Origin of the sequence: Acinetobacter lanii, from assembly GCF_011578285.1 — a bacterium.
GTDB classification, from domain to species: Bacteria; Pseudomonadota; Gammaproteobacteria; order Pseudomonadales; family Moraxellaceae; genus Acinetobacter; species Acinetobacter lanii.
On sequence record NZ_CP049916.1, the window covers coordinates 1,427,500 to 1,450,834 of the forward strand.

Sequence of the window (23,335 nt, forward strand, 5' to 3'; positions counted from 1 at the left end):
AAATCTTAGCCTTATTGATTCAACAGAAATTTATCAAAACAAAAAATGACTCCACATGGAAGAGAGGTCGATATGCAACAGGTGAATCAACAATATTCATCCGAGGAAAAGTCATCCCATCGCTTGGCGGGTATTTCGAGTATGGTGGGAACCACCATTGAATGGTATGACTTTTTTATCTATGGTGCTGCCGCAGCGCTGATTTTCAATAAACTTTTTTTCCCGAATCTCGATGCATTAACAGGTGTATTGGCGGCCTTCGCCACCTACGCCGTCGGTTTTATTGGACGCCCTTTAGGGGGCATTGTTTTTGGACATTTTGGTGACAAAATTGGTCGAAAATCGATGTTGTTGCTGACCTTGATGATGATGGGTATTCCCACCGTCATGATTGGGTTATTGCCGACCTTTGAAACGATTGGGTATTGGGCGGCATTTGCACTGGTAGTGTTACGCTTTATTCAGGGTATGGCTATGGGCGGAGAATGGGGTGGCGCAGTCCTAATGGCAGTTGAACATGCACCTGAAGGTAAAAAAGGCTTTTGGGGGAGTTTACCGCAAGCCAGTACAGGTGGCGGTTTGATGCTTGCCTCTATTGCGCTTTGGCTGGTTTCATTATTGCCTGAGCAGGCTTTGTTTAGTTGGGGTTGGCGACTGCCGTTTTTAGCCAGTATTTTGCTTTTAGGCGTAGGCTGGTATATTCGAGTCAAAGTCCCAGAATCTCCAGATTTCGAGAAAAATAAACATAAGGTTGAAGCGGTAAAAATTCCGGCATTTAAAGTCATTCAGGAGCATCCGAAAAAAGTACTACGTATTATTGTGGCACGTGCGGCAGAGAATGCTTGGTTCTATATGGCATCGACTTTCACTTTGGCTTATACCACCACACAGTTGGGTATTGCTCGTGCCGATATTTTATTTGCCACCATTTGTGGTGCAGCCGTGATTATGGTGATGACACCGCTGTGTGGACATTTGTCTGATAAAGTCGGTCAACGCAATATGTTTATGTTCGGCCTTTTGGTTTTGGCTCTATATTGTTATCCATTTTTTATGATGCTGAATACCAAAGATCCTGTTTGGGTTTGGACGGCTATTGTATTGGCCATCGGGGTGGTATTTCCGATCATGTATGCGCCTCAATCTCAGTTATTTGCGCGTCAGTTCCCAGCCGAAATTCGCTATAGCGGCATTTCCATTTCGGTACAATTTGCCGGCGTTTTAGGGGGAGGATTAGCCCCAATGATTGCCACTAAATTGTTAGGCATAGGTGGTGGAAGTCCGCATCTGATTGCTGCATATATCTGTGCGATGGCAGTGATTGCGATCATATGTACCAGTTTTATGTCCAAAGATCCAAAAGTGGGTACTTCGAAGACATATACGTCCAAAGCGGTATTGGATAAAAGCTGAGTACTAGATTCAGTCAAAAAAAAGGTAGAGGCATGCAGGTGCATCTGCCTTTTTTACATCTGAGATTCGCTTTAAAAAAGCGTCATCGGCTTTGTTTTAATGGGTATTTATGCTTTTACGATTTGAGCTTTTCAGTACAATATCGGTATTGAAATCAATCAACCGTTAAATATGTGCAAAGATTTTAAAGCGATGACCTATGTGGTCGATGAGAATTTAACCGATACGTTTGCTTGGTTACTGGCACATCAGGATTGCTATGATGCTTTTGAGTTTGATGTACTAAGCCAGACATTATTGGTACATCATGCCAATGGGACAGATCAAATAAAAAAGGGTGATTACCTGAATGCCAACTACGGCATTTTAATCACGTCTCTTTAGTGAAGTGATTCATCACTTAAATTTTTTTCACAGCTTACAGTTTAAAGCTTAAATATTGAATCAGCTTCTTTATTCTAAAGCCCAACACTAGATTGGGCTTTATATTGAGAACAGATTTTAATAAGCTAAAAGTGTATTTAGACTTTTAATTTTCAGGTCCTAACTGGCCATCGTATCGACGCTGATGTCAGTGAAAGTTGGTTTGGCTTGTTCTGCTTTTAATCCGAGTTTATCAAACAATTGCTTGTCTCGGCCTTCACCGGCATTGGGAGTGGTCAATAATTTTTATGTGAGCACGGTCACTTAAACAGATAGTTTGAGCTGTTGTTCTTGGATCGCCCAATTAATATGGACTTGCACAATTTGATCATGCAGATCGTAATGTGATTTTAATTGTTCTAAAATCTCGGGCGAATAGGGGGCATTGCCTAAGCCAATCGCAACATTGCGCATAAAACTTTGGTAGCCTGTACGGCGCAAAGGACTGCCTTCGGTTTTACTGAGAAAGGTGCTTTCATCCCATTGCCAAAGCTGAATTAAATCGACTTGGTCCAAACCATGCCGAGGATGAAAATCTTCCACGCTTGTGGTTTTTGCAAAGCTGTTCCAAGGGCAAATCAGTTGACAGTCATCACAGCCAAAGACACGATTACCAATCCCGCGGCGTAATTCCTCTGCAATCACACCTTGATATTCAATCGTAAGGTAGGCAATGCATTTACGTGCATCAAGCATATAAGGTTCAACAATAGCTTGAGTTGGGCAAATATCAATGCAGGCTGTGCATGAACCACAATGTTTGGTTGCAGGCGTATCAAATGGCAAATCTAAGGAGCTAAACAGTTCACCCAACACAAAAAATGAGCCTGCTTTCTTATTGATCAGTAAAGTATGTTTACCTGTCCAACCCATGCCTGCATTTTCAGCCAGCGATTTTTCAAAAATCGGGGCTGAGTCTGCGAAAGGGCGTGACTCGAAATCTCCCACTTTTTCTCGAATACGCGTCGCCAAGGTTTTGAGCCGTCCACGCATGACTTTGTGATAATCACGACCACGGGCATAACGCGCGATAATGGCAGAATTCGGTGCATGGGGTATCAAGCGAGGCTTTGGTGTTTCAACCAAATAATCCATACGTACACAGATAATGCTTTTGGTGCCTGGTACAAGTAAGGCTGGGTTGGCACGTTTTTCTAAATTTTCTTCAAGAAACTTCATATCGCCGTGATAACCACGATCTAAATATTCTTGAAAACGTGGTAATTCTTCTTGAGCATCCGGTTTGGCAATGACACAATCAGAAAAACCCAAGTCCAATGCTTGCGCTTTAATCCATGCTTTTAATGCAATAGGATCATATTGATCTAGAGGTATTTTTTCTAAAGATGTGGACTGAGACATAACCAAACAGAAGGGAAGAACAATGCATCAAGCAGTTTACCATAGCCAAGCCATCCAAGCATGGGAGCAACGTTGGTTTGATCAACAAAACAGTGCTTATGGTTTGATGCAGCAAGCGGCTTGGTCGATCTCCCAACGGTTGATTCAGCGTTTTGCTACTCTAAAAACAGAGAGTATATCGATCGCTGTATGCTGTGGCGCAGGGAATAATGCTGGAGATGGTTACTTGGTGGCAAAATATTTGTCACAAGCAGGTTTTGAGGTTCACCTCTATACAGCCCAACGAGGAACGTCCCCCTCACTACAACACGCTTATACCGAAGCACTTGCATTGGGTATAGCGATTTACTCCGGTTTTGATTTCCAGCAATCTTATACCGTATATATCGATGCATTATTTGGCATTGGTTTAAATCGTGATCTCAATGCCGATTGGCAAAATGTCATTCTTCGAATCAATCAGCAAGTGGGATTCAAAGTTTCAATTGATGTGCCCAGTGGTCTAAATGCCAATACAGGACAACCGTTACCTTGTGCTGTTCATGCCGATTTAACCTATAGTATTTTGGGTTTAAAAGCAGGTTTATACACGGGGCAGGGCAAAGAATATACGGGTGAAATCGAATTGATATCCTTAATCCCCCTCGATCATGCTTTAACCCCATTGGCATATTTAAGTCAGCATCAAATTCAACTTCCTCAGCGTCAAGCCCATGGGCATAAAGGCAGTTATGGACACGTGCTCATCGTGGGTGGTCATGCAGATATGGGCGGTGCTGTGATCATGGCTGCAGAAGCGGCGTTTTCATCAGGTGCAGGTAAAGTCAGCATTGTCTGTGATGCCAAACACCATGGGGCGATACTTTCACGTTCACCCAATATCATGGTTCGAGATATCAATGCATTCAGTGAAAGTGACATACAAGATATGGTTCAGCATGTAGATGCCGTGAGTTTCGGTATGGGACTTGGACGGGATCCTTGGGCGGCATCGATCTTTCAAACATGGTTTAGGGTGTTGAATGAGTCACCTATTGAATTGGTGCTGGATGCAGATGCTTTATGGTTTCTCGCTTTACATCCAGCACAACTGAAAACACGTTGTTATGCCACCCCCCATCCAGGAGAAGCAGCCAAACTACTTGCACTAAATACAAAAGATATTGAAGCAGATCGGATTGAGGCAATTTATCGTTTGCAAACACAATATGGCGGTGAATGGGTGTTAAAAGGTTCGGGGAGCCTGATCTTGGAAAAAGAGCTTTGGATCTGTACAGCAGGAAATCCAGGAATGGGAACAGGAGGAATGGGAGATGTGCTTGCTGGCATGATTGCAAGTTTAAAAGCACAAATGCATGAGGACATTAGACTCAATGAAATCGTCACCTTACATGCATTAGCCGGGGATGAGTTGGCAAAACACGGCATGAGAGGCGTGCAAGCACATCAGATGGGAGCTGCCATTCAAAAAATGGTAAATCAAAACTATTTTAAACAATGAAATGCATTGAATTGAAATTACTTAGATTTTTTTGATCAGAAGATATTTTTCATGATCAGTAACAATTTACTCTACAGTGCATATTTTTATTTAAAAAGAACTGAATTAAATTAAAACCTCATTCAGGTTTGCAATGAGTCATCGTTATGCCAAATAGAACCATGAAACTAAGGATTGAGGGCAGAGTACAGGGTGTGGGTTTTCGACACTGGATGCTAAAGCAAGCGTCAAAACTGTCTCTTAAAGGTTACGTAAAAAATATCGCAGATGGTGGGGTCGAAGCGGTGATTTCAGGTGAAGATCACGCCATTCATGAAATGCTCAAAAAATGTTTAATCGGACCTTTGCGCGCTAAAGTGAAAAATTTAAATCCGGTTGAACTGCGTGCACACAATGTGGTTTTTGCAGATTTTCAAATCTTACGTTAAACCAAATTTTTCGTTTTAGCGCCAAAAAGCCATAAACTTAACGTCGACGGGTACTGGTACGACTACGGCCTCGTGCCATACCGCCTAAAGCATTCAGTACCGCCATTTTTGACATACTGCCTGAAGCATGGGCATGACAAATCGCGGCTGCTAAAGCATCGGCAGCATCAGCTTGCGGTTTAATGCTTAAATTTAAAATACGCATTACCATCATTTGAACTTGTTCTTTGTCTGCTGCGCCGTAACCGACCACAGACTGCTTAATTTGACGTGCCGTATATTCTGCGACTTGTAAGTCTAAATTCACCAAAGCAGCAATGGCAGCGCCACGTGCCTGACCCAATTTTAACGCTGAGTCGGGATTGACCGCCATAAAGACTTGTTCAACGGCAGCTTCTGTCGGACCATGGAATTTTACAATACGTTCAATACCCGCAAAAATGCGTTTTAAGCGCTCAGGCATTTCTGGGGTTTCAGTGCGAATGGTACCTGCATCGACAAAAATCAGTTTTTGACCTTCTTTTTGTATGATTCCATAGCCAGTTAAGCGAGAACCAGGATCAATTCCGATAATTAGTGACATGCAAAGACTTTAAAAATAAAATAATGCCCATATTGTTACATAAGTGTATGAAAAAAGCTTGATACAGATTGAGCAGATGATTACCGCAATTTATCCATTATGTTGAGATTAGATTACTTTCCATGAAAATAGCGCTTATAGTTTTAATCGGTTTGATCCTTGAAATCTTCGTTTGGATCGGTGTTGGTGATCTAGTCGGAAGCATGTGGTATGTGTTCTTCTGGTTTGTGGCTGCATTTTTTATCGGTAGTAATTTGATTCGTGCACATGCATCAGGCTTGCAGCAAATGAAACAGGGGGGTGCCATGGCACTTGACCCAAGCATGACCAATAACTTACCTAAAATTATTGCGGGCATTTTATTGATTATTCCGGGCTTGATCACGGATGTATTGGCTCTGCTGATTTTGATTCCACCTGTGCAACAAGCCCTTAAAGCTGTGGCAATGAAAACCTTAATGAAACGTCAACAAGCCATGATGGAAAAAATGATGGGTGGAATGATGGGTGGTATGGGCAATATGGGCGGTGCAGATGCACAAGGTCAAAACCCATTTGCTGATTTAATGCGTCAAATGCAAGAAGCACAACAAGGGGGTCAACGTGGTGGACGTGATTCAAACGTGATTGATGGTGAAGCGCGTGAAGTCACACCAGACGCTAAAAAGATTGAATTTAAAGACGTAAAATAAATTGTGATTTAGTTGCTAGAATTAAAATAACCTGGAAAAGGCTGAACCGAATGTTCAGCCTTTTTTGTTTTATAAAATATACATTTCATTTAAACACTCGATATAATTTACTGTCTAAATTTTAATATTCATCTTTTATGTCATTGCTCTTCACCATTTGTGCATTACATTTTGTGGCTCAACTCAGCCCTGGTCCAGATGTATTGTTGATTGCAAAAAGTTCTGCTTCGACAACACGCATCAATACCTTAAAAATTATTCTGGGTATTTCAGTCGGTATTGTGGTGTGGGTGATTCTGACCCTGTCAGGATTTAGCGTCTTGATTGAGAAATTCCCTTGGATTCAACAGCTGTTGATGTTGATTGGTGGGTTTTTCTTGGCAAAGATGGGATGGGCGATGCTAATAGGTGGTTTGAAGTCAAGGCATCAAAGTTTTGATTTAAATGCTGGATCTGAAGGGAAGTCTGAATCTCGAGAAGCTCAAACAGCAGCTAAGACTCACTATTTTTTACAAGGTTTACTTACCAATCTATCCAATCCCAAAACGCTCATTTATTTCAGTAGTGTCTTTTCATTGGCATTAACCTCATCTGCCAGTGCTTATCTCAAAACACAGTTGGCGATCATTATTCCTATTCAAACCTTTTTGGTTTTTGCCGTGTTTATGTTGATTATGTCGATGCCGAAGATCAAACAATTTTATCAACACTCAGGCAGTTATATTGATATTATTTCAGGCACACTATTTTTAATCTTTGCGATTTGGCTGTGGGTGGATGCCATTCGTTTGATCAACTGATGGGTTTTGTTCAATTGGATTGATTTGGGATGAGGAAGCGGTGTTTTGCTGATTTTTTAGGTCACGATAACGATTGGGTGCTAAAGTAGTTTCAGTGTTTTCAGAACCCTGATAAGAGCGACTCCGATTCGCACGTTCTCTTAGACCACCTTTTTTAATGAGTTGCACCACGGTCTCTCTCCAAAATTGACTTTAAGCAATCTGTATTTATGCTTTAACTTCAAGTTATTTTAACTGATCAAGCTGTTTTATTTCTGCTTTGATTAATTTTTTTTAAATTTCCTTGCAGATCAGTTCATTTTAACATCATTTTATAAAAGATTAGTTACATTCTTAAGGTAAAATTAAGAGTGATTATTTTATTTCAAAAACAAAGCTTAATCACGATATTGAACATGTTATGAATTTTTTGTTTTGAACGCATGAGTCTGGTGGTCTTGTAAATGTTAAATATGTCGCATAAAATAAATCCAATAAAGGGTGATTTTTCAAATAATCATAAAAATAAATCGTTACAGATAAAGTGGGAGTATACCTATGCTGTATCATCAATATCATTGTGCTTGTTGCGAGAAAGCAGTTTCCTCAAGCGAAAAATCATGTTCGAACTGCGGTTCTCAAAATATTCGTACGCCTTATGGCTTTTGGTTGTTCTGTATTTTTGCTTGTCTAATCGTCGCAATCGCATTTAAAGTCGGTCATGTCTATTTGCAAGCAGAGCAGGAAGTGCCGGCCCAGCAAGGCTTTCTAGATGCTTTGCATAAGACCAATAAAAATATGGATTCCTAAACTTATTCAATTGATGTTTTGGTTTTAAAGTTTAGGGTTTAAAGTTCAAGATTTGCCAGATATTGATTGTCTAAAATCCTCAAAAAATAAAAAAGCTCACATAAAGTGAGCTTTTTTATTGAATGCAATTCAATTTGGAATAAAAACTTATAGACCTGCTGATGCTTTTAATGCAGCAACTTTGTCTGTTTTTTCCCATGTAAATGCAGTATCTGAACCATCACGACCAAAGTGACCATAGGCTGCAGTTTGCTTGTACATCGGTTGAATCAAGTCAAGCATACGGGTAATGCCATATGGACGTAAGTCGAAGTGTTCACGTACCAGTGCAATAATCAATTCTTCAGATACTTTAGCGGTATTAAATGTATTGATCGAAATCGATGTCGGTTCAGCAACACCAATGGCATAAGATACTTGGATTTCACATTTATCTGCTAGACCTGCAGCCACAATGTTTTTCGCAACATAGCGACCTGCGTAGGCAGCTGAACGGTCAACCTTCGATGGATCTTTACCAGAGAATGCACCACCACCATGACGCGCCATACCACCGTAGGTATCGACAATGATTTTACGACCCGTTAAACCACAGTCACCTACAGGACCACCAATCACAAACATCCCCGTTGGGTTGATGTGGAATTTAGTATCTGCATGGAACATTTCAGCAGGAATGATTTTTTTCACGATTTCTTCAATCACAGCTTCTTTTAAGTTGGCTTGTGAAATTTCAGGATCGTGTTGAGTTGAAAGCACTACAGCATCTAAGCGAACAGGTTTGCCATTTTCATAGGCAAAGGTCACTTGGCTTTTCGCATCTGGACGTAACCAAGGCAAAGTTCCGTCACGACGAAGCTCAGCTTGTTTTTCCATTAGGCGGTGTGCATAAGTGATTGGGGCAGGCATTAAAACATCTGTTTCACGGCTTGCATAACCAAACATTAAGCCTTGGTCGCCAGCACCTTGATCTTCAGGTTTTTGGCGGTCAACACCTTGAGCGATCTCAGGAGACTGTTTACCAATCATGTTGATCACAGCACAGGTTGAACCATCAAAACCAAGGTCAGAATGGTGATAACCAATACCATTCACGGTTTGACGAACAATCGCTTCGAAGTCAACATTCGCAGTTGTTGTGATTTCACCGGCAAGTACTACCGCACCCGTTTTTACAAGCGTTTCACAAGCAACCCGCGCATAAGGGTCTTCTTTTAAGATTGCATCCAAAATAGCATCGCTGATTTGGTCAGCCATTTTATCCGGATGGCCTTCGCTTACAGATTCCGAGGTAAATACAGCGTACTCGCGCATAAGTCCTATCACAGTTAATTTTAAAGACGCAATATGTTACATCGAGATCGTGATTTGGACTAGCTTAACCTGACTAAAAAGCATGAAAATAATTCAATTTTATGCGTTTTTAATTGATATGTTCATCAGTTAAATAGATATAAGCACAAATTCGATGACTTTTAACTTATATTTTTTAAATATCGTAATTCTATCCCGCACTATCGCTACTGTGATGAATAATGATACTTAAAACAGTTATCTAAGCATTATCATACTTTTCAATGTTTTTATTTGTAAGAGTTATGGTGACTAGCGTAAACTTCAGCAGGCTTTTGTATTTCAAGTAAAATACTCTTTTAATTCTGCTTCACATTTAATTTATACTCTTAAGTAAAAATTAACAGATTTTCTGTATCAAGGTACAATCACTGCATGAATGGCACTTTAGGGCGTATCGCATACCGTTATGTGGGAGATCCAAATATATTAAATTGGAGCTCAGTCCATAAGTGTGTTTTGGTTTTAGTTTTTTTTCTGTTCACTAAGCTGCTTTGGATTGGTTGGAAAATATATACGCTTTCAAGCCCTGAGTTTCATCAATTCGTCAACTTGGAGCCGATGCGATTTCATCTCAACATTGAAATCCTTGAAGCCTTCGTGACTGTGTTGATGATTCCGACCTTTCATCTATTACGGCACAACACTTTTGCTAAGAAGATTCTGCCGCATGTCTGTATCGCACTCATCACAACGTCTTTAGTTTTTGATTGGTATTCTTCGGGGTTGCTTGCTGCGGGGACCGTCATCAATGCGATGGATTTTTTGTATTTGATGATTGTTTTGTTTGATCGACGTTTTTTGTTGACCACACTGATTTATACCATCTCTATTTTTGTGGTTTTTTTAAGTAGTGGCATGGTCAATGGTGAAATGAATTATGCGCCCTTATTTAATTTAGCCAACATCGGTTATCCTAATTTTAAAAATAACTTTTGGTTAGCCAGTACCTTGTATTCAAGTGTACCGCCTTTAATTGTCTGTGTATCTTTACTTAGTACCATTTTGACCCAATGGCGAAACCGTGAAAACTATATTACCCAACTGAGTCAACGTGATGGCCTAACTTCCATCTATAACCGACGCGTGCTGACAGAAAACCTAATGGCACTTGATCAAAATCAATCGCAATTGCCTTATGCCATTTTAATCATTGATTTGGATTTCTTTAAATCCGTGAATGACACCTATGGTCATATCGTTGGTGATCATGTGTTGATTGATTCGGCAAAATTAATACAACAATCGATTCGAGCTACAGACATTCTCGGTCGTTATGGCGGCGAAGAGTTTCTGATTATTATTCAAGATGCGACCATGCCTGATATTCAAGGCGTGGCTGAACGCTGTCGTAAAGCCTTGGCAGATTATCGGCATGTGGTGGATGCTAAATCTAAAATTCAAGTGACCTGTAGTATTGGTGTGGCGTTGTCCAGTCATCATGACAATGTGATGCATGTCTTAGATAGTGCCGATCAAGCCTTATATCAAGCCAAAATTAATGGACGAAATCAGGTCTGTTTGGCTTAAATTCACATTAAAACCATGATTGAGCTGTAGTATAATTAGCCATGCTGAGATTTTTTAACTTTTTTGCCTGTAAAAGGCCAAAAGTTACGCTCTAGTCTTTACGCTGTCTCGTTTTTTTAAGACAATAGTCGTAGTTTTGAATTTTATTCAACTTTTCATCTTTTTATATATCGGACTCTGATCTATGACAACCCCGCTGAACGAACGTCGCATTGCCAACGCAATTCGTGTATTAGCAATGGATGCTGTGCAAAAAGCAAATTCTGGACATCCAGGTGCACCAATGGGGATGGCTGATATTGCTGATGTGGTATGGCGTGAATTTTTAAATCACAATCCGACCAACCCACAATGGGCGAATCGTGACCGTTTCGTATTGTCAAATGGTCATGGATCAATGCTTCAATATGCATTGTTACATTTGACGGGTTATGACCTTTCAATTGAAGATTTGAAATCTTTCCGTCAATTACACTCAAAAACCCCAGGTCACCCTGAATTGGGTTATGCACCAGGGATTGAAACCACCACAGGTCCTTTGGGTCAGGGTATTGCCAATGCGGTTGGTTTTGCACTGGCTGAAAAAACTTTGGCTGCGCAATTCAACAAAGACGACATCAAAGTTATTGATCATTTCACTTACTGTTTCCTAGGTGATGGTTGCTTAATGGAAGGTGTTTCTCACGAAGCATGTTCATTGGCAGGAACTTTAGGTCTAGGTAAGTTGATTGCTTATTATGACGACAACGGTATTTCAATTGATGGTGAAGTAGAAGGTTGGTTCTCTGACGATACAGAGCAACGTTTCCAAGCTTACGGTTGGCAAGTGCTGAAAGTTGATGGTCACGATAGCGATGCTTTACGTGCTGCTACTTTAGAAGCGAAAGCTGAAAGCAGTAAACCAACCATCATCATTTGTAAAACGATTATTGGTTTAGGTTCACCAAACAAGCAAGGTAAAGAAGATTGCCACGGTGCACCGTTGGGTAATGACGAAATTACCTTGACGCGTGAAGCTTTAGGTTGGACTGAAGGTGCATTTGAAATTCCTGCTGATGTCTATGCAGCATGGGATGCAAAAGCAAAAGGTTCTGCATCTGAAGCCGCTTGGAATGAAACATTTGCTGCTTATGCTGCAAAATATCCAATGGAAGCAGCGGAATTAAAACGTCGTCTTTCAGGTGATTTACCTGCTGATTTCGTTGCCAATGCCGATGCGTATATTGCTGAAGTAAATGCTAAAGCTGAAACTGTAGCAACACGTAAAGCCAGCCAAGCTGCAATTCAAGCATTTGCGCCACAACTTCCAGAAATTTTAGGGGGTTCTGCTGACTTAGCGGGTTCTAACCTTACGCTTTGGAAAGGTGCGCAAGGCGTTCAAGACAATGCTGCGGGTAACTACGTCCACTACGGCGTACGTGAGTTTGGTATGACTGCAATCGCCAATGGTGTTGCACTTCACGGTGGTTTCATTCCTTATGTAGCAACATTCCTCATGTTTATGGAATATGCGCGTAATGCAGTACGTATGTCTGCACTGATGAAACAACGTGTGATTCATGTGTATACCCATGACTCGATTGGTCTAGGTGAAGATGGTCCTACGCATCAGCCTGTAGAGCAAATTGCATCTTTACGTGGTACACCAAACCTCAATACTTGGCGTCCATGTGACACCGTAGAAGCGGCGATTTCTTGGAAATCTGCACTTTTACGTTCAGAAGGTCCAACAGCTTTAATTTTTTCTCGTCAAAACTTAGCATTCCAAACCCGTACTGAAGCTCAAATTGCTGATGTTGCGAAAGGTGGTTATGTATTGGCTGAAGAAAAAGGCGAATTGAAAGCGATCATCATTGCAACAGGTTCAGAAGTTGCATTGGCAATGGAAGCACATGCACAGCTTGAAGGTGTGCGTGTTGTGTCTATGCCATGTGCTGAAGAGTTTGTTAAGCAAGATGCGGCTTACCGTGAAGCGGTTCTTCCATCGAATATTCGTGCACGTGTTGCGGTTGAAGCAGCACATGTGGATTACTGGTGGAAGTTTGTGGGTCTTGACGGTCGTGTGATCGGTATGACCACATACGGTGAATCAGCGCCTGCAAAAGACTTGTTCCAACACTTCGGTATTACGACTGAAGCAGTGGTTGCAGCTGTAAAAGAACTTACAGCTTAAGTCTAAGTAAGATTTAAAAAACGCTCCAGTTGGAGCGTTTTTTTATTGAACTGCACATTTCATATTTTTGTGATGGCAGTTTTTTTAAATAGGTATATAGTGATGCCATTCATTGAGTATTCATTTTGAAATGTCATTCATTTAGCAAAAGTGAGGAAAATATGAGCCTGTACAATGAAATTAATGACGAAATCACATTAATGGAACCTGGTGAGCAAAAGTGGATTGGACAAGATCTACCACTTGAGAGCATGATGGCTGTCGTCCTCTTGTTAAAAGATTTGGATGAAGAAAAAGTCATTAAAGTGCGTCGCCAAAACCGTGAGAAGCATACCGGTCTGAAGCAAATTGATCGTGTCTTGATTGAAAAACTTTAATTAAAAAGAAGCCCATCCTATGGGCTTTTTTAATGCCTGAAATTTTATACCGATCGGATCAACGCGTTGAATAAATGAGTAGTGTTCGAGAGATCAGTCTTTTAGAGACAGCAAAGAATAATAATGAGCATATTAGTGGTTTAAATGCTTTTAGAAGAAAATCATCAATGCATGAATGCTTGAACGAAAAACTTGAGCTATTGCCTCAAAAGACCCTTAAATCCATTGGGGTAGAGCATGTGATTTGAACATGATATACATGCATTAAAATAAAAAAGACATTGAGAGAATAAGATGAGTCTACATATCACCATTCAGCCTTTGTCAGAGATTGATAGTCAACAGTGGTTATCGCTATGGCAAGCTTATCAAGCGTTTTATCAGGTGAAGATTGATTCCACAATTAGCCTTAGAACATGGCAAAAATTAACGGATACCAAGCTAGAACATATGTATGGCTTTGCTGCAATTTTGCATGAACAGGTGGTGGGAATTGTACATGTGATTGAACATGACAGTTGTTGGACCGCTCAGCCATATGCCTATTTGCAAGATTTATATACGCATCCAAACTATCGAGGCCAAGGAATTGCAGCACAATTGATCGCATATGTGTATCAAGTGAGTCTTGAGCGAAACTGTGATCGCGTATATTGGTTGACTCAAGACAGTAATGAAACAGCGCAAAAACTGTATGATCGCGTTGCTCGAAAAACAGGGTTTATCCAGTATAGAATTTAAGCATCAAATGGCTCTATACTTTTGGATTCAATGCAACGTTCTACAGATGCAACAGATCGTTTTAACAATCAGACTGATGATTGGTTATAAATAACGATAAACTCACTCGATAATTGATAGATCACTAAATAGAGAACAAATCATGAACTTTAAAACATTAAGCTTAGGATTGGCCGTTGCTGCTGTAGCAACAGTTTCTGTAGCAAAGCCAGTTGAATATAAAATTGATCCAACCCATACAGCAACTGTTTTTACTTGGAATCATTTTGGTTTTTCAACACCATCGGCAAACTTTAGTGATATTCAAGGCACAATCAATGTGGATACAGCCAAGCCGACTGCTTCATCTGTTAATGTCACGATTCCATTGGCAAGTTTAAATACCAATGTGAAAGCCTTGGATGAGCATTTAAAAACGGCTGATTTCTTTGATGCTGAAAAGTATCCGAATATCACCTTTAAAAGTACCAAGGTTCAAGCCCTAAATAATAACAAATACAAAATCACCGGTGATTTGACAGTTAAGAATGTCACTAAGCCTGTGGTGTTGGATGCAACTTTGAATAAGAAAGCTGTACATCCAATGACTAAGGCTGAAACGGTTGGCTTTAATGCAACCACATCATTTAACCGTTCAGCATTTGGTGTGGGTGGTTATGTTCCGAATGTCGGTGATAAAATTACGGTAAATATCACCACTGAAGCTTCGGTACCGACAGCGGAAAAGAAATAAGTTTTTATCCACGCGGATGAACAGATCAAAAAAGCACCCCAATAGGGTGCTTTTTTGATCTGTGATGAAATCAATTGAGCTCAAAGTATCAAATAGTTTTTTTGTGCTTGAATGTTCTGATTCAAAGATTCAACACTTTAAAATTAATCTCTTAATAACAATAAACAGCCAAAGCTGATGAAGATACCACCGGTAATACCATCAATACGTTTACTCATTTTCTGATAATAGTGATTGATTTTGGCATGCGAAAAAAGACAGGCTACTAAGGTAAACCACAGTAGACTCTCAACAAAAACCAATAACAATAACGAACTTTGTTGCATCAATGAGGCATTGGCATCAATTCCTAATGCAAAGACGCTACTAAAATAAATCAAGGCCTTGGGATTGGCCATATTGGTGAGAAATCCTTGGAGTAAAAGCTGTTTATAACTTTTAATGGTTCTACCAGTATCTGTTGGAGTGGAGGAATTAGATGAGCTGAATGCAGACTTAAACAGTTGATAGCCCAGATAGAATAAATACAGCGCACCACAGACCATCAGTCCCTGTTGTAGCCACGCCATTTTTTGAAATAGATAATGCAATCCACTGAGCGCACAAAGCGACCACACTAAAATACTAAGTGACACACCCAATGCACCAAATAAGGCATGTGAACGTGATTGGCGGATTGCACTTTGCGTGACAAAAAAGAAATCAGGTCCGGGGCTAATTAAAGCAAAAAAATGAATCAATGCAATACTGAGTAAAGGAGTCATTGTTTTAAGAGTCCGCTGTTTTTAAGTCTTTATGATTAGTCATCTATATACAACGCTTCATCAGTAAAAGAAATTCGACTATAGCTTTATGTGTTGTATAAAGTTGTTAACCACAATCGCTGCAATCGGTTCAAGATGATGCCCAAAATTTTGATTGTCTGCACGTAACTTTGAAATCTCGATATTGGCTTTGCGCAGTTCACAAGTATGACCAATCAACCATTTTTCTAAAGTATCGCTTGCAACTTCGATATGAAATTGGAGAGCAAGAATATTTTTGCCGACCTGAAAGGCTTGATTGCTATAGACACTTGAACTTGCCAGTAGTGTTGCATTTTCAGGCAGATCAAAAGTATCGCCGTGCCAATGTAAGACCTGTGTATTGGCAAGTGGGAGCAGAGGATTGTCTTTCACAAGGCGAAGTTGCAAAGCACTCCAGCCAATTTCCTTGGCATGACCTGCATATACACGTGCACCTAAAGCATGCGCAATCAATTGTGCACCTAAACAGATGCCCAAAGTGGGTAAATTCTTGTCTAAACGTACTTTAAGTAAGTCTATTTCTTGTTGTAAGAAAGGGTAGTCTTCTGTTTCATAAACACCAATAGGCCCACCTAAAATAATGGTTAAACCTTCATATTGATAAGCTTTAGTCAGGTCATCAATGCCTGCTTCAAAATAACGCACGCGAAAACCGAGTTGATAGAACACATCTTCGAGTGATCCTAAGTCTTCAAAAGCAAGATGCTGTATGGCGTAGATGGTTTTAGGCAAGTGTTCGAATGCAGTCATTGTGTCGTTATAAACGTTTAAAAATATGCAATGAACTGTAAGCTGAAATGAAACAAAAATGAATGACTAATTTGTGAAATATAGAATTATTCTGCCCAAAACAAGGATCAGAATTGGCATGAATATATTTTGACTCGATCATGACAAGCTCCTAAGATCAAAAGATAGACACGATCAGAGCAATAAAGCTAAAAGAACGAGATAAATCATCAAATAAGTAATTGAATGAACAATGGAGAGGGAATAATGTCGGATACTCAACAAGGAAGAGCGCTAGAACTAAAAGATTCAGAACGAAACATTGAAGATCGTCCCAAAATTGCCTTAGTGATTGGGGCCGGCGATGCCACAGGCGGTGAGATTGCCAAACGCTTTGCCGGTGGAGGTTATGCCGTATGTATGACCAGACGCAATGCGGAAAAGCTACAACCCTTGATTGATGAGATCAAGGCGCAAGGCTCGGAGGCATTTGGTTTTGCTTCCGATGCACGAAAAGAAGATCAAGTCATTGAGTTGATCGAAAAAATTGAGTCAGAGATTGGACCTATTGAAGTGATGGTGTTTAATATTGGTGCCAATGTACCCTGTAGTATTTTAGAAGAAACCGCACGTAAGTATTTTAAAATATGGGAAATGGCGTGTTTCTCAGCCTTTTTAACCGGTCGAGAAGTAGCAAAGCGTATGGTCACACGAGAGCGCGGCACGATTATTTTTACCGGTGCCACGGCAGGTTTAAGAGGTGCCGCGTATTTTGGTGCGTTTGCAGGGGCGAAACATGCACTGCGGGCTTTGGCACAAAGTATGGCAAGAGAACTGGGTCCGCGAAATATTCATGTCGCGCATGTGGTGGTGGATGGTGCGATTGACACCGAATTTATTCAAACGACTTTTCCTGCACTGTATGAGAAAAAAGAGCAAGATGGCATTTTAAATCCTGCTCATATTGCTGAAAATTATTGGCATATTGCCCATCAACCCCGCGATGCATGGACGCATGAATTGGATCTCAGACCTTGGATGGAAAAATGGTAATGGACCAAAACCACATCATAGAAAATATTTAAGCTCAAAAATAAAGCATTTGAATAATAAGGACATTAAACATGAAGATGATCGAATTTTACTTCGACTTAGGCAGCCCTTACAGCTACATCGGGTTTTATCAATTGCAAAAAATCGCCGCACAATATCAGGCTGAAATCATCTACAAGCCGATGCTGTTAGGTGCGGTGTTTAAATCTACAGGCAATTCAAGTCCGATTATGGTGCCTGCCAAAGCACAATACGCCATGATTGATTTGCGCCGTTGGTCCAAGTTGTGGGACATTCCTTTAAAAATGAATCCGCATTTTCCGCTCAATACCCTATACATCATGCGTTTGGTTACCGCGGTGCAACTATTTGAACCTGAGAAGTTTCAAACGGTGTTGATAGGACTGTTTAATGCCATGTTTAGACAACCACGGAATCTCAATGATCAAACAGAGCTGCTCCAAGTGACTACGGCATTGGGACTGAGTGAACAACAAGTCAAAGTATGGTTGGAAGATGAAAAAGTAAAAAGTGAATTAAAAGTCGTGACTGAAGAAGCAATTGAGCGTGGGATTTTTGGTGCGCCAAGTTTCTTTGTCAAAGATGAATTGTATTGGGGTGTGGATCATTTACATTTTGTTGAAAACGCTTTACAACAGAATGAATAAAGCACTTGATATACAGCTTGGCTCAATGATTTGAATCATAGAGAGTATTTAAATCGTATCGTTCACAAATGAATCTAATGGATCATTCTTTTAAGCAAAATCCTGAACGCTTCAGTGCGTATAAGCAATAAAACATGATAGTTTTTAATTCTGATAACTGATGAAAAAGGAATACAGCATGACACAACAGATTTTGGCCTATGCAGCACTTGATGCTAAAAGTCCTTTGGTTCCTTTTAAGTTTGAACAGCGTAAATCACGTCCGGATGATGTGATTATTGATATTGAATATTGTGGTGTGTGTCATTCAGACCTACATCAAGCGCGCAATGATTGGGGCTTTAGCCGTTATCCGATCGTCCCTGGTCATGAAGTGATTGGGCGTGTGAAAAGTATTGGTAGCGCCGTCACTAAATTTAAAGTCGGTGAGTTGGTCGGCATTGGTTGTATGGTAGATTCATGCCGTAGCTGTTCAGCCTGTCACCAAGGTCTTGAGCAATATTGTGAGCAGGGCAATACAGGAACGTATGGCAGTGTTGATCGTCATGATCAAAGCATAACTTATGGGGGTTATTCACAAACCATTATTGCCAGCCAAGATTTTGTGCTCAGAGTCCCTGAAAATTTAGATACCCAAGCCGTTGCGCCAATATTATGTGCAGGGATTACCACGTGGTCACCACTTCGTCACTGGAAAGTCGGTCCTAAATCTAAAGTGGCTGTGGTGGGTCTAGGTGGACTTGGGCATATGGCGATTAAATTGGCGCATGCTTTAGGTGCAGACGTGACACTTTTTACACGTTCGCCAAGTAAGGAACAAGATGCCAAAGATTTAGGTGCAGATCGAATTGTGCTATCCACCGATGAGCAGCAAATGAAGTCTGCACAAAACCAGTTCGATCTAATTATTGATACTGTACCGTATGATCATGATCTAAAACCCTATATTCCAACGCTTGCATTAAATGGCACAATTGTATTGGTGGGCTATTTGGGTGAAATCAGTGCAACCAACACGGTACCATTGATCTTAGGTCGTAAATCAATTGCAGGTTCACTCATTGGCGGGATTCAAGAAACCCAAGAGCTTTTAGATTTCTGCGGTGAGCATAATATTGTCTCTGATGTTGAAGTCATCAAGATGCAAGAGATCAATGAAGCTTTCGAGCGTATGCAAAAAAGCGATGTGAAATACCGTTTTGTGATTGATTTAAAATCATTACAAGCGTCAGCTTAAACGAGTTTATGTAATAATTCGCACCATGGATGACTAGATTCATGATTAAAATCCCCATTTAGGTAGGGATTTTTTATTCAGAGCAAATGAACTTTAAAACCTATTCATTATTCAAAATAATCGTTTTAGATGAGTTGAACTTTCCACTTGTTCAATTTCATGTTCGTCTTTCAGATTAACACCTGAATAGCCTAATTTGTTTGATTGTCGCATCAAATTCATTAAACGCTGTGTGGCAATCGGAATGCTTAGACCGGCAGGTCGGACATTGGAAATACAATTTCGTTTGGAGTCTAAACAACCTGATTTTGCCTGCCAGGTGTAGTAAATCCCCATACTGTCGGGAGAGCTGAGTCCGGGGCGTTCACCAATTAGCATCACCAACATTTTAGTATTGAGACGTTCTGCCACTTCATCGCCCAAAGCGACACGACTCCCTGTGGCAATCACAACAGGTGCTAAAGACCATTGTTCATATTCAATTTGGCTTTTTAAAGAGTGTATAAATGCAAGCGCATTTTCTTCAATTGCAAGCGCAGATAGACCATCTCCAATCACAATGCAAACATCATACTGATTGGCTTTGCCATAATTAAAATTATGCAAGGTTTGTTGTGATTCTTCATTGAGTAAACGACCAAAGTCAGGGCGTTTTAAATACTCTTGTTTGTCTTGCGCTTGACTCTGTACTAGCAAACTGTCTAATCCAATACTTTGTAGCTTGTGTTGTAAAGTTTCAGTATCAAGTTCCTGATAGACCGCATCACGTGCTTGTGCATGAGCCAATTGAAACTCAAGCATGGCTTTTGTCGGAATGCTACAACCTGCACGACCGATGGCAATACGAGCATCGGTAAATTGTTTCAGTTTTTCCCATGCATCAATGTGAGTGTCTTGAGCATAAGGATCATTGGGGATTAAATTCATCACATGCTCCTACGCCAACAATTTTGAAAATTGAGCAGGCATGTGTTCTGCCCAGTGGATGCGATTATTGCTTTGCTTAAATATGCCTTGCTCGCTGAGCCATGTATCGAACTCAGGAGCGGCTTTGAGTCCCATCAATTGACGTAAATACAAGGCATCATGGAAAGAGGTGGTTTGATAATTCAGCATGACATCATCCGAACCCGGAATCCCCATAATAAAGTTCAGTCCTGCTGCACCAAAGAGGGTCAGGAGTACGTCCATATCATTTTGATCCGCATCGGCATGGTTGGTATAGCAGATATCACAGCCCATCGGTAGGCCAAGCAATTTGCCACAGAAATGATCTTCTAAGCCTGCACGAATAATCTGTTTACCGTCATAGAGATATTCAGGGCCGATAAAGCCAACCACGGTATTCACAAGCAAGGGATTGTATTTACGGGCGACCGCATAAGCGCGTGCTTCAAGGGTTTGTTGATCCACGCCGTGATGGGCATGACTCGATAAGGCACTGCCTTGTCCTGTTTCAAAATACATCAAGTTTTGCCCGACCGTACCACGTTTTAAAGCTAGAGTGGCTTCATAACCTTCTTGCAGTAAATCGAGTGAAATACCAAAACCTTCATTGGCCAATTGCGTGCCTGCGATGGATTGGAACATCAGATCTATCGGGACATTACGCTCTGCCAATTGAATGCCTGAACTGATATGGGTCAGCACACAAGACTGCGTTGGAATTTGATACTCTTGAATAATATGATCCATGAGTTTTAGTAATTCAGTCAAATTTTGTAAGTTGTCTGTGGCAGGGTTGATCCCAATCACAGCATCACCATTGCCATACATCAAACCATCTAAAATACTGGCAGAGATTCCAAGCAAATCATCGGTCGGGTGATTCGGTTGTAAACGTGTAGAGAGATGACCTTTAAGCCCAATAGTATTACGAAATTTTGTGATCACTTCGCATTTACTTGCGACCAGAATCAAGTCCTGATTACGCATAATTTTACTGACCGCCGCCACCATTTCAGGCGTTAAGCCCATGCTCAAGCTTTGCAATTTTTCAGTGGTTGCATCGCTACTCAATAACCAATTGCGAAAATCACCCACCGTAAAGTGAGAAATTGGCGCAAATAAATCCGCACGATGATCATCGATAATTAAGCGTGTGACTTCATCTCGGTCGTAATCGACCAAAACTTCATTTAAGAAATTCTTTAAGGGAATATCGGCTAAAGCCATTTGTGCGGCAACGCGTTCTGTTGCATTTTCTGCGGCAACACCCGCGAGCTCATCGCCTGAGCGTAGCGGGGTTGCTTTTGCCATCAGGGTTTTTAAATCAGCAAAGACATAATTCTGATGGGCAATTGATGTTTTGTACGACATATTTAAATCCTTTTAATTTTATTTTTTTAAAGCTCTTGTTCAGCTTGACGAATCGCTTCAAATTCTTCTTCAGGTGTACCTTTCACCAATTTGTGGCGACTGTAGACCAAGAAGTACACGATAAATGCGACATAAATGCCCGCAGCCATAAACCACACTTTAGGATCCACCAAGAAGCCTGCAATGACTGCGATCAATGCTAAAACAAGCGCAATACTAGACGTCACAATACCACCCGGTGTTTTATAAGGGCGATGCAGTTCAGGACGACTAATACGAAGTTTGATATGCGACAACATCATTAAGACATAAGAAATGGTGGCACCAAAAACAGCCATGAGAATCAGTAGGTCACCTTCGCCTGTTAAAGATAATAAAAAACCCATGATGCCCGGAATAATAATCGCTAAATAAGGCGCTTTATTTGAGTTGGTGAGTGACAGCGAAGTTGGTAAGTAGCCGGCACGAGACAAGGCAAAGATTTGACGTGAATAGGCATAGATAATCGAGAAGAAACTTGCGATTAAACCTGCAAGACCGACAAAGTTGACGAAGCTTGCAAGCCAAGTGTTTTCACCATAGACCGCTTTAAGCGCATCGACCAAAGGTGCGCCTGATGCTTTCAGTGAGTCTGCACCTGCAGCACCTGCGCCTAAGAAGAGTATTAATATGGCAAATGCCGCTAAAATGAGCATTGAACCAATGAGGCCACGGGGTAATGATTTGGTTGGGTCTTTGGCTTCTTCAGCCGCCAAAGGCACACCTTCAACCGCTAAGAAGAACCAAATCGCATAAGGTACGGCCGCCCAAATGCCAATATAGCCCATCGGTAAGAATGAACTTGCACCGGCTTTATCAGTCACCGAAATATTAAATAAATTGGCACTATTAAAATGCGGAATCATGGAAACGATAAACACGATCAATGCCACAGCGGCAATGGCCGTGATACAGAACATGATTTTTAAAGCTTCACCGGCGCCTACCAAATGAATCCCCATAAACACCACGTAGCATGCGAGATAGATCATCCACCCGCCTATGCCAAATAAGGACTCACAGTAGGCGCCAATAAAGCAGGCAATCGCAGCAGGGGCAATTGCATATTCAATTAGAATCGCTGTTCCTGTGAGGTAGCCACCTAAAGGACCAAAAGCAGTGCGGGCAAAACTATAACCACCGCCTGCAGTCGGGAGCATGGTCGACATTTCTGACATTGAAAGACACATACATAGGTACATAATCGCAGCAAAGACAGTGGCGATAAACATGCCACCCCAACCGCCTTGGGCCAAACCAAAGTTCCAGCCTGCGAAGTCACCTGAAATTACATAAGCCACGCCCAAGCCGACCAAGAGCAGCCATCCAACAGCACCTTGTTTCAGTTGTCGCTTTTCAAAATATTGTTGTTGAATATCGGAATGCGAGGTCGGTAGAATACGATCACTACGAATTTCTGTCATGTTGAACTCCAATGTATTGTTTTGCTTGATCTGTGGGCTAATGCAATTTCAGTACCAATGATCAGATCGCACATCCGTGTAATGACTGAAGTGAGGAAGACTTCATTTTTTGTTATCAGTTGTTTTTAAATTTTCAGAATAAATTCTAATGATGCAAGGTAG

24 protein-coding genes and 1 pseudogene are annotated in these 23,335 nt (G+C 40.9%); 15 read left to right on the plus strand and 10 right to left on the minus strand.

Features of this window, described 5'->3' with window-relative positions:
* Nucleotides 1–72: 72 nt before the first annotated feature.
* Entirely contained in the window at nucleotides 73–1,413 is a 1,341-nt protein-coding gene (locus G8D99_RS06575; protein WP_166323739.1) for an MFS transporter, read from the plus strand.
* A 171-nt stretch (nucleotides 1,414–1,584) separates the two neighbouring features.
* Nucleotides 1,585–1,797 (plus strand): hypothetical protein, encoded by a 213-nt coding sequence (locus tag G8D99_RS06580; RefSeq protein WP_166323741.1) that lies wholly within the window; start codon nucleotides 1,585–1,587, stop codon nucleotides 1,795–1,797.
* A gap of 159 nt (nucleotides 1,798–1,956) precedes the next feature.
* On the opposite strand, the pseudogene G8D99_RS06585 reads toward G8D99_RS06580, so the two are convergent.
* Nucleotides 1,957–2,082 (minus strand): annotated as a pseudogene (locus G8D99_RS06585) (biotin synthase BioB); the annotation flags it as partial.
* A gap of 18 nt (nucleotides 2,083–2,100) precedes the next feature.
* On the minus strand, nucleotides 2,101–3,198 hold the full coding sequence (gene queG, locus G8D99_RS06590; protein ID WP_166323743.1) for a tRNA epoxyqueuosine(34) reductase QueG: 1,098 nt from the start codon (nucleotides 3,196–3,198) through the stop codon (nucleotides 2,101–2,103).
* Between the two features lie 22 nt (nucleotides 3,199–3,220).
* Here queG and G8D99_RS06595 point away from each other — a divergent pair, with 22 nt between their 5' ends.
* Both G8D99_RS06595 and G8D99_RS06600 read left to right on the plus strand, forming a co-directional pair.
* Entirely contained in the window at nucleotides 3,221–4,699 is a 1,479-nt protein-coding gene (locus G8D99_RS06595) for an NAD(P)H-hydrate dehydratase (RefSeq protein WP_166323745.1), read from the plus strand.
* A 146-nt stretch (nucleotides 4,700–4,845) separates the two neighbouring features.
* The gene (locus tag G8D99_RS06600; protein WP_166323747.1) at nucleotides 4,846–5,127 is read left to right on the plus strand and encodes an acylphosphatase; all 282 of its coding nucleotides are present in this window, start codon (nucleotides 4,846–4,848) and stop codon (nucleotides 5,125–5,127) included.
* 37 nt (nucleotides 5,128–5,164) lie between these two features.
* Here G8D99_RS06600 and ruvC read toward each other — a convergent pair whose 3' ends face one another.
* Entirely contained in the window at nucleotides 5,165–5,710 is a 546-nt protein-coding gene (gene ruvC, locus G8D99_RS06605) for a crossover junction endodeoxyribonuclease RuvC (protein ID WP_166323749.1), read from the minus strand.
* A 122-nt stretch (nucleotides 5,711–5,832) separates the two neighbouring features.
* On the opposite strand from ruvC, the gene G8D99_RS06610 reads away from it, so the two are divergent.
* Nucleotides 5,833–6,402 (plus strand): FxsA family protein, encoded by a 570-nt coding sequence (locus G8D99_RS06610; protein ID WP_166323751.1) that lies wholly within the window; start codon nucleotides 5,833–5,835, stop codon nucleotides 6,400–6,402.
* A 137-nt stretch (nucleotides 6,403–6,539) separates the two neighbouring features.
* Nucleotides 6,540–7,202 carry a LysE family transporter gene (locus G8D99_RS06615; protein ID WP_166323753.1) on the plus strand — a complete coding sequence of 221 codons (663 nt, stop codon included), beginning with the start codon at nucleotides 6,540–6,542 and terminating at the stop codon, nucleotides 7,200–7,202.
* Here the strand turns inward: G8D99_RS06615 and G8D99_RS06620 are convergent.
* A complete protein-coding gene (locus G8D99_RS06620) occupies nucleotides 7,152–7,373 on the minus strand; it encodes a hypothetical protein (protein ID WP_166323755.1) in 222 nt (73 codons plus the stop codon). The two genes, G8D99_RS06615 and G8D99_RS06620, sit on opposite strands and share 51 nt — an antisense overlap.
* Before the next feature lie 369 nt (nucleotides 7,374–7,742).
* Between G8D99_RS06620 and G8D99_RS06625 the strand changes: the two genes are divergently transcribed.
* Nucleotides 7,743–7,991: a hypothetical protein gene (locus G8D99_RS06625; RefSeq protein ID WP_406741516.1), complete on the plus strand. Its 249-nt coding sequence runs from the start codon at nucleotides 7,743–7,745 to the stop codon at nucleotides 7,989–7,991.
* 147 nt (nucleotides 7,992–8,138) lie between these two features.
* Here the strand turns inward: G8D99_RS06625 and metK are convergent, their stop codons facing one another.
* A complete protein-coding gene (gene metK, locus G8D99_RS06630) occupies nucleotides 8,139–9,305 on the minus strand; it encodes a methionine adenosyltransferase (protein ID WP_166323759.1) in 1,167 nt (388 codons plus the stop codon).
* 600 nt (nucleotides 9,306–9,905) lie between these two features.
* On the opposite strand from metK, the gene G8D99_RS06635 reads away from it, so the two are divergent.
* From G8D99_RS06635 to G8D99_RS06655, 5 genes are all read left to right on the plus strand, one after another.
* The gene (locus G8D99_RS06635) at nucleotides 9,906–10,874 is read left to right on the plus strand and encodes a GGDEF domain-containing protein (protein WP_166323761.1); all 969 of its coding nucleotides are present in this window, start codon (nucleotides 9,906–9,908) and stop codon (nucleotides 10,872–10,874) included.
* A 184-nt stretch (nucleotides 10,875–11,058) separates the two neighbouring features.
* A complete protein-coding gene (gene tkt / locus G8D99_RS06640; RefSeq protein ID WP_166323763.1) occupies nucleotides 11,059–13,047 on the plus strand; it encodes a transketolase in 1,989 nt (662 codons plus the stop codon).
* A 161-nt stretch (nucleotides 13,048–13,208) separates the two neighbouring features.
* Nucleotides 13,209–13,424 (plus strand): hypothetical protein, encoded by a 216-nt coding sequence (locus G8D99_RS06645; RefSeq protein ID WP_166323765.1) that lies wholly within the window; start codon nucleotides 13,209–13,211, stop codon nucleotides 13,422–13,424.
* A gap of 294 nt (nucleotides 13,425–13,718) precedes the next feature.
* The gene (locus tag G8D99_RS06650) at nucleotides 13,719–14,165 is read left to right on the plus strand and encodes a GNAT family N-acetyltransferase (protein WP_166323767.1); all 447 of its coding nucleotides are present in this window, start codon (nucleotides 13,719–13,721) and stop codon (nucleotides 14,163–14,165) included.
* A 142-nt stretch (nucleotides 14,166–14,307) separates the two neighbouring features.
* Entirely contained in the window at nucleotides 14,308–14,898 is a 591-nt protein-coding gene (locus tag G8D99_RS06655; RefSeq protein ID WP_166323769.1) for a YceI family protein, read from the plus strand.
* A gap of 143 nt (nucleotides 14,899–15,041) precedes the next feature.
* Here the strand turns inward: G8D99_RS06655 and G8D99_RS06660 are convergent, their stop codons facing one another.
* Together G8D99_RS06660 and G8D99_RS06665 are read right to left on the minus strand one after the other, a co-directional pair.
* A complete protein-coding gene (locus G8D99_RS06660) occupies nucleotides 15,042–15,662 on the minus strand; it encodes a LysE family transporter (protein WP_166323771.1) in 621 nt (206 codons plus the stop codon).
* A 78-nt stretch (nucleotides 15,663–15,740) separates the two neighbouring features.
* Nucleotides 15,741–16,454 (minus strand): glutamine amidotransferase, encoded by a 714-nt coding sequence (locus G8D99_RS06665; protein WP_166323773.1) that lies wholly within the window; start codon nucleotides 16,452–16,454, stop codon nucleotides 15,741–15,743.
* 246 nt (nucleotides 16,455–16,700) lie between these two features.
* On the opposite strand from G8D99_RS06665, the gene G8D99_RS06670 reads away from it, so the two are divergent.
* From G8D99_RS06670 to G8D99_RS06680, 3 genes are all read left to right on the plus strand, one after another.
* Nucleotides 16,701–17,486, plus strand: a complete 786-nt coding sequence (locus tag G8D99_RS06670) for an SDR family oxidoreductase (RefSeq protein WP_166323775.1) — start codon at nucleotides 16,701–16,703, stop codon at nucleotides 17,484–17,486.
* A 71-nt stretch (nucleotides 17,487–17,557) separates the two neighbouring features.
* Nucleotides 17,558–18,154 carry a 2-hydroxychromene-2-carboxylate isomerase gene (locus tag G8D99_RS06675; RefSeq protein WP_166323776.1) on the plus strand — a complete coding sequence of 199 codons (597 nt, stop codon included), beginning with the start codon at nucleotides 17,558–17,560 and terminating at the stop codon, nucleotides 18,152–18,154.
* 178 nt (nucleotides 18,155–18,332) lie between these two features.
* Nucleotides 18,333–19,391: an NAD(P)-dependent alcohol dehydrogenase gene (locus G8D99_RS06680; RefSeq protein WP_166323777.1), complete on the plus strand. Its 1,059-nt coding sequence runs from the start codon at nucleotides 18,333–18,335 to the stop codon at nucleotides 19,389–19,391.
* Nucleotides 19,392–19,502: 111 nt separating this feature from the next.
* On the opposite strand, the gene eutC is transcribed toward G8D99_RS06680, so the two are convergent.
* From eutC to eat, 3 genes are read right to left on the minus strand one after another with little or no spacing between them, the layout of a single operon-like run.
* A complete protein-coding gene (gene eutC / locus G8D99_RS06685) occupies nucleotides 19,503–20,318 on the minus strand; it encodes an ethanolamine ammonia-lyase subunit EutC (RefSeq protein ID WP_166323778.1) in 816 nt (271 codons plus the stop codon).
* Nucleotides 20,319–20,327: 9 nt separating this feature from the next.
* Nucleotides 20,328–21,710, minus strand: a complete 1,383-nt coding sequence (locus tag G8D99_RS06690) for an ethanolamine ammonia-lyase subunit EutB (protein WP_166323779.1) — start codon at nucleotides 21,708–21,710, stop codon at nucleotides 20,328–20,330.
* Between the two features lie 26 nt (nucleotides 21,711–21,736).
* Complete coding sequence (eat, locus tag G8D99_RS06695) at nucleotides 21,737–23,173, minus strand: ethanolamine permease (RefSeq protein ID WP_166323780.1); 1,437 nt, start codon at nucleotides 23,171–23,173, stop codon at nucleotides 21,737–21,739.
* Nucleotides 23,174–23,335: the final 162 nt, after the last annotated feature.